This window comes from Janthinobacterium sp. SUN211, from assembly GCF_030587315.1.
GTDB lineage: Bacteria > Pseudomonadota > Gammaproteobacteria > Burkholderiales > Burkholderiaceae_D > Janthinobacterium > Janthinobacterium kumbetense.
In genome coordinates this window covers 243,213-249,212 of record NZ_JAPWIC010000010.1, presented here as the reverse complement: position 1 = coordinate 249,212, position 6,000 = coordinate 243,213, and the positions used below count along the sequence as shown (strand labels likewise).

Genomic DNA, 6,000 nt, shown 5'->3' with positions numbered 1-6,000 from the left:
GTGGCCACGTGCTTATTCATCGAGCACCACCACATTCAACTTGATGGCGGTGCAGCGTGCGGCCTGGGTGGCGTTCAGTTCGATGTCCGCCGCCGGACTGGTCAAGACGACCTTGCGCACGCCCTCGACGTGGACGGCGGCGCTGCAGGCGGATCGATAAATGCTGTGGCCCAGCGGGCGGCGCGGCTGCGACACGCGCGCGGCGTTGGCGCGCGCGGCGTCCAGCAGGATCGGCACTTCCGGGCCGACGCCGATAAACAAGGTGGCCTCGATCTGGTAGTCGATGACCTGGGCGGCTTGCACGCTCAAGCGGTCGCCCAGGGGGCGCACTTCCTCGGCGTTGAGCGCGCGCGCCACGGTGGCTAGCAGTGCGGCGTCGGCGATGCCTGTGTCGTTGTTGGCCAGCACCGTGACGATGACGTGCGCCGGCGCGGGGCTGGTGGCGCTCGCGTCCTTGACGCGGCCGTCGCTGCTGCGGGCGTGGAATTCGTAGGAGGCTTTCGGGCCAGCCACGGACAGGCCGTCCGGCGCTTCCTGGATGCGCAGGCGGTAGGCGTCATTGTCTTCCATGACAGCAAGCACGGGAGGCAAGGCGTTGGGATCGGCCGGCGTGATGACCAGGCGCGCCACGTTGACGTTGGCGCCCAATTGGTCCAGGTCGCCATCGAGGGCAAACGCCAGCATGACAGCCTTGCCCGCCTCGTTGACGCGGTTGCGCAGGATGATTTCTTGGTAGCAGTTCTCTTCCAGCAGCTTGGTGGCCGGTTCCGATTCCAGCTCCAGCAGGGCCGTGACGGCCGCGCGCTCGGCTTCCGGCAGCAGGCTCACCAGGTGGGCTTTGCGCGTCGCCAGGATGGCTTCGAAGTCCAGCACCTCGACCACGCTGGGCGCGGGCAATTGGGTCAGGTCGATGGGCGTGCTCATACGGCACCGCCTTGCTTGACGGGCACGGACAGAGTGATGCCCTGGCCATCGGCCGTGCCATCGAGCAGCAGGGCGATGGCGCCGTCCGTGTCGCGCGTGAGCTGCACGCTGGCGAGCTGCAAACGCGGTTCCCAGCGGCGCAGGGCAAAGGCGGTAGCCGCGTAGATGCGCAACTGCGTGGCGCTGTTCAGGGGTTGGTCGATCAGTTCGGGCACTTCGGAACCATAGCGGCGGCGCCGGATGCGCGAACCCATGGGCGTGGTGATGATGTCGGCGACCGACTGGCGCAGGTGATCAAGGCCCGTCAGGCTGCGCCCGGTGGCGGCGTGCATGCCCATCATGATTGCGGCCCGCCCGACTGGTCGCCGCCGGCCCTGACGCCGCCGTGCGTATGCTTGGCCAGGCTGATGGCGCCGGCCAGCACGTCGTCGGTAGCTTTGACCGTGCCTTGCACGGCCATGGCCACGCCGCCAGCGGCGCAGGCCTTGGCGTTCACGCCGCCATTCAGGGTGGTGACGCCTTCCACGGTGGTGGATTGCATGACGATCAGGTTCTGCATGACGATCAGGTCGCCCGTGCAGATGGTGCTGGGCGCGTTCGATGTCACCTTGTCGGCCGTGATGGTGGCCGTGCCGCCGGGGAGCGTGGCCGTCAGGGCGTGGGCCGCGTGGTCGTACTGCACCACGGCGCCGTCCGGGTAGTGCGTGGTGTGGATGCTGTCGCTGGTGTCGGGCGCGTCAAACGCCTGCGAGTACAGCGCCGGCACGATGATGCCGCGTGTCAGGTCGCCGCCGGGGGAAAAGACGATGACCTGTTCGCCCACGGTGGGCGCCGACCAGGTGCGCGTGCTGCCGGCGCGCCGTACGGCCCATTTCAGCCATTCGGTGGTGAGTGTCGGCCCGAGCCGCACGCGCGCCTTGGCCCCTTTGACCTCGGCAATGGTGCCCAGGCGGATCAGGTTTTGCAGCAAGCGAAGGAGGTCTGACAGGTCGGCGTTCATGCAATGCATGTTGCCGAAGTCCGCGTGCGGATGCACGCGGGGGCGGGTTGATATGCCGTTTAGCGACTATGGCAGTACATGATGCATTACCTCGTGTTTTATAAGTATTGGACAACGAGACGGGTAACCCGCTTCAGCGCAATGGCGACCGAATGTTCTTTCCAACAAGACGCTTGACGTAAGGGAGGGGCAATGTCATACGATGACGAAAAAAAGAGTTCCATACTACACAAATTGCATAATTGGTATTATTATTGAAATTCGCCGAATGGGTACTTAAAAGAGCGCCCCCTATAAGCACATGTCTCCCTCTCCTAAAAGATAAAGGGAGAAGTACGGAGTGGGTGCAGCCAAAAGATCGGTTTTTAGTTCTCGCGGAGAAATTTATATAAAATGGAGACTGAAAATGAGCAAAATTGTTGCACTTGCAGTTCAACATGGAAAAGTAAATCTCAACCTGGAACCATCGACAACGTGGAACGTCACCTTCATGAACAATGAAACAGTTTCCGGGAAAATTGAGCATATCGGTGGTGGTCAATATCATTTAGATAGTCGAAGTAGTCATTATTATTTCTCAGATGAAAAAGTAATGTATATGCAACCAAATTTATAAAAATCTACCGAAAAAGGTATCGGTGCCATATTTTTTTTGGTGTGATAAGTCAATCTATATCTCGGTTTTAGATTGGCACTCCTGAGTGTTAGAGTACTTCCTCCACTATAAAGATATTGATTCTTCTATACCTTTGAGCGACTTGGATGGACTTCCGCGGTCCGTCCAAGTCTTCCTAGTTTTTGTACCCATCTATTTAATTTTCAATGCCTTACGAGGTATGTATAACCGTTTCTCCTCGTGGTTGAAATCAGCCGGTGTGAGACCGTGTTTACGCATGATCAAAAGAATCTGTAATCGTGCGTTTGCTACGTCGCAGTACCGAATGACCTCAGTATCCACTTGAAGCTTTACAATTCTTGTCTTGTATTTTTTTTGATGAATTGACATTAAAGTAATCTCACAAGCTAAGAGCTAGTAAATCGATTGTCCACTGTATTAACTCTCACGTCCTGGCTAGATGCTCTACAGCTCCCGCGAGCTAATGACTATGGCGTGGTTGGCATGACCAGCACCGCGACTGCTGCCTTGGTGCTTGAGCTGAAGCCCTCTACTACAAGTACGCTGGGCTTGCCGCTATGGCCTTCTATTTTAGGTTGCCTAAGTCGCGTCGGGATATGGCCCCCGATTCCAATCGCTAAGTTCGCAGGGTATTCCAAGAGTCGCTGTATCGATCCCAGATGCGGAAATGAAGGTGCAACCGGCAGATAATTCCTCTGCAGCCTGATCGGGGGAGTGGTAACTGCCAAGGCTTTCATCGTTAAAGACTGCATGAAATAGTCGATTTTTCGGGTTCTGGTCTATCCGAACCATTCCCTTGTTAGTTTGAAAAGTGTATAGGGTTTTCATATCTTTCCCTTCTCGTTGCGATCTAGGTTCGAAACTCCAGATGCTGCTATACAAAGACATATTCGAATTCTAGCTAATATTGTTCCATGGAATCTAACGAATAGTTACGGACGGCGTAAGGACGGATGCATTAGATATCTCATGGCGCAGGATTGGTGAATAATTTAACAACTAATGTCAGTTGATGTTTGCATTGAAGTATCTTAGTTTTTTTCCATATGACGCAGCAGAGATTCGCGTATCAACGTCCGATCCGGGTCACTTAACCCCAGCAGAGGGCGCTCCGGATACTTGTAGGCGGGCCCTTTTTTTGACACGCGGTCTTGCTGGCCAAACTGATGCACATGCGCCACGCGTGCCACCCAGCCAAAGAACCCGACCTCGATCTGATCGCCGGTCGCCTTCACTTTCAGATGTTTGGCGGTGCGAATCTTGGCGAACATGGCCGCCTTTTGCCGCTTGACCCGCCCATTCTTCCCCTTGAATTCCTTGCGCCGCTTGCGCGCAGGATACGCCGTGCCATCCGGCCCCTGCTGCGCCTTGATGCGCTGCGCCTGGCTGCGGCGCAGGTCGATGGCCACCTTGTGATTGATGGCGCGGCGCTGGGCCGGCTGCAGCTTCGCCAGCAGCGCGCCGGCCCAGGCTTCCAGCGCGTGCAGATCGTCGCTCATGGCGTTGCCTCGGGCGTGCGCCATTCGGCCAGCAGGGTCTCGCCGGCGTATAGCTTCCAGAACTCGTCTGCGTAGGCCGGCATGTGCTGTATCTCGGCCAGGTGCTTGATGTCCAGGCGGCCCGCCTCGCCAGCCTTGACGGCCACGCGCTCGGTCAGGTCCAGCTTGATGGAAATGTCGACCGTTTCATGGTTGTTAAAATCCACTTCGAAGGCGATGCCGTGCTTGCGGGTTTCCTCGTTGGCCATCAGGTCGAGCTGGTGGACTTTGAGCCAGGCGATCAGGGCCACCATGATGGCGTCGGCGTCGCCCGCGTAGTCGGTGACGATCAGGTTGAGCTTGAAACGGTATTCGAAGGAGAGGGAGGCGGTGGCCGACGCCACCACGTTGCCCTCGTCGGCGAAGACCAGCAGGCGGTCGGGGTCGCGCTGCAGGTCGGGGATGGCGGCGGCCAGGTGCTGGCGCAGGCTATTCGGTTTGTACATGGTAGGTGTCTCGTACTAGGTTGTAGGCGTCGATGCAGGCGTTCAGCTGGCGGGTGGCGTCGTCGCCGTCGCCGGCAATGGCATCAAGAGCTGCCGCAGTCGCTGGGTCAAGTTCGGCGCGCGCTTCATGCCGATGGTCTGCGGCAGCGGTGGTATCTGCAGTGGCGGCGCACTGGCCACTGGCGACGGGGATTGACAGACGCACAGCGCCGCTGCGCACATCAAGATTAAAACGGTCACGCTCGGTTTTCGCATGGATTTGCTCCTGGGTGAGGTGGTCGGCGCGCTGCGCCAGGGCGCCGCCGGCGGTACGCTCCAGCGTGAGCACGCGGGCGGTGGCCTGGGCCAGCGCGCTGGCGGCGGTGCTTTTGTTGGTGGCGGCCGCGCGCTGTAATTCGGCGATGTTGGCGTCCTTGCGCCATCCCTGCGCCGTCCAGCCCGCGATGGCGCCGCATAGCAGGCAGGCGGCCAGCGGGCGCCAGGTGGTCGTGCTCACATGGCCACCCGTTCCTTGATCCAGCCGAACAGAAAGCGGCGCTGGCTCTTGTTGGCTTCGGTGATGTCCAGGTAGCGCGCCGCCTGCAGGCCGTTCAGGGCGCGCAGCAGCACGGCGGCGCCATCCTGGCCGCGCCATTTCAGGAAGGCGGCCAGCGCGTCCAGCGACTGCGTGCCCAGGTTGCCATCGACAACCAGGATGGGATAGCGGGCGCCCGTGTCGTTGAAACCGTTCAGCCAGCGCTGCAGGAACTCGGCCGCGCGGTGCGGCCCCATGTTCACGCCCGTGTCGATCACTTCGGCGCCGATGCCGGCATGCAGGGCCAGCACCTGGTCGAACTTGGGTTTCGTGATGTAGCGCGCCGTGTAGATAGCGCGCGCCATCGTAACGGGCAAATCTCGCATTGGCCCCGTGTAGCCGTTGGCGCGCGCCACGGCCACCGTGATGCCGTAATTGGTTTCGCCGCCCTTGTCTTGCGGGTCGTTCACGTAGCCGCCTTCGGCGCGCAGAATGGCGTCGATGGTGCGCGCGATCAGCGGATTTTCGGTGGTGGCCATCAATGCTCCTTCGCGTCTTTGACCAGCTCGGCGATGTCCTTGTCGCTGCGGCGCTGGAACCACAGGGCCACGGCGCGCGATACCCACCAGCCGGGGGCGCCCACGATCAGGTCGATGGCGGAAGCGTTGACCATGGCGCCGATGGCCGGGAGCTGGGCGCACAGCAGCTGATACACGGTGCCGCCCAGCAGGCACGAGAACACGCCTGCGCAGGCCAGGCGGGCGACGAATTCGCCCTTGTTGAAGGTGCCGTCGGCATTTAGCGGCGGCAGCACGATGTACAGCATGGCCGCGCCGACCATGCCCAGCGCCGCCTTGAAGCCGTACAGTTTGACCAAGGTGGCGAAACCACCAAACGATTCTGCGGACATTGCTTGATTCTCCGGTGAGAGGGGTGATAGA

At 60.0% G+C, this 6,000-nt stretch carries 9 protein-coding genes; 1 reads left to right on the top strand and 8 read right to left on the bottom strand.

Annotation, left to right across the window (positions count from 1 at the left end; genetic code table 11):
• Positions 1 to 12: 12 nt before the first annotated feature.
• The 3 genes from O3301_RS26675 to O3301_RS26665 are packed head-to-tail and all read right to left on the bottom strand — an operon-like array spanning position 13 to position 1,924.
• Positions 13 to 924 carry a baseplate J/gp47 family protein gene (locus tag O3301_RS26675; RefSeq protein WP_305057948.1) on the bottom strand — a complete coding sequence of 304 codons (912 nt, stop codon included), beginning with the start codon at positions 922 to 924 and terminating at the stop codon, positions 13 to 15.
• Positions 921 to 1,265 (bottom strand): GPW/gp25 family protein, encoded by a 345-nt coding sequence (locus tag O3301_RS26670; RefSeq protein ID WP_305057947.1) that lies wholly within the window; start codon positions 1,263 to 1,265, stop codon positions 921 to 923. Before O3301_RS26670 ends, O3301_RS26675 begins: the two co-directional genes overlap by 4 nt.
• Positions 1,262 to 1,924 (bottom strand): phage baseplate assembly protein V, encoded by a 663-nt coding sequence (locus O3301_RS26665; RefSeq protein ID WP_305057946.1) that lies wholly within the window; start codon positions 1,922 to 1,924, stop codon positions 1,262 to 1,264. The genes O3301_RS26670 and O3301_RS26665 overlap by 4 nt, the downstream gene beginning before the upstream one ends.
• Before the next feature lie 406 nt (positions 1,925 to 2,330).
• Here O3301_RS26665 and O3301_RS26660 point away from each other — a divergent pair, with 406 nt between their 5' ends.
• Positions 2,331 to 2,540 carry a hypothetical protein gene (locus O3301_RS26660; RefSeq protein ID WP_305057945.1) on the top strand — a complete coding sequence of 70 codons (210 nt, stop codon included), beginning with the start codon at positions 2,331 to 2,333 and terminating at the stop codon, positions 2,538 to 2,540.
• Positions 2,541 to 3,592: 1,052 nt separating this feature from the next.
• On the opposite strand, the gene O3301_RS26655 is transcribed toward O3301_RS26660, so the two are convergent.
• The 5 genes from O3301_RS26655 to O3301_RS26635 are packed head-to-tail and all read right to left on the bottom strand — an operon-like array spanning position 3,593 to position 5,969.
• Positions 3,593 to 4,060: a phage virion morphogenesis protein gene (locus O3301_RS26655; protein WP_305057944.1), complete on the bottom strand. Its 468-nt coding sequence runs from the start codon at positions 4,058 to 4,060 to the stop codon at positions 3,593 to 3,595.
• Positions 4,057 to 4,545, bottom strand: coding sequence for a phage tail protein (locus tag O3301_RS26650; protein ID WP_099375103.1), 489 nt, complete (start codon positions 4,543 to 4,545; stop codon positions 4,057 to 4,059). Before O3301_RS26650 ends, O3301_RS26655 begins: the two co-directional genes overlap by 4 nt.
• On the bottom strand, positions 4,529 to 5,041 hold the full coding sequence (locus tag O3301_RS26645; protein WP_305057943.1) for a lysis system i-spanin subunit Rz: 513 nt from the start codon (positions 5,039 to 5,041) through the stop codon (positions 4,529 to 4,531). Before O3301_RS26645 ends, O3301_RS26650 begins: the two co-directional genes overlap by 17 nt.
• On the bottom strand, positions 5,038 to 5,598 hold the full coding sequence (locus O3301_RS26640) for a glycoside hydrolase family 108 protein (RefSeq protein WP_305057942.1): 561 nt from the start codon (positions 5,596 to 5,598) through the stop codon (positions 5,038 to 5,040). The genes O3301_RS26645 and O3301_RS26640 overlap by 4 nt, the downstream gene beginning before the upstream one ends.
• Complete coding sequence (locus tag O3301_RS26635; RefSeq protein ID WP_070224671.1) at positions 5,598 to 5,969, bottom strand: hypothetical protein; 372 nt, start codon at positions 5,967 to 5,969, stop codon at positions 5,598 to 5,600. Before O3301_RS26635 ends, O3301_RS26640 begins: the two co-directional genes overlap by 1 nt.
• Positions 5,970 to 6,000: the final 31 nt, after the last annotated feature.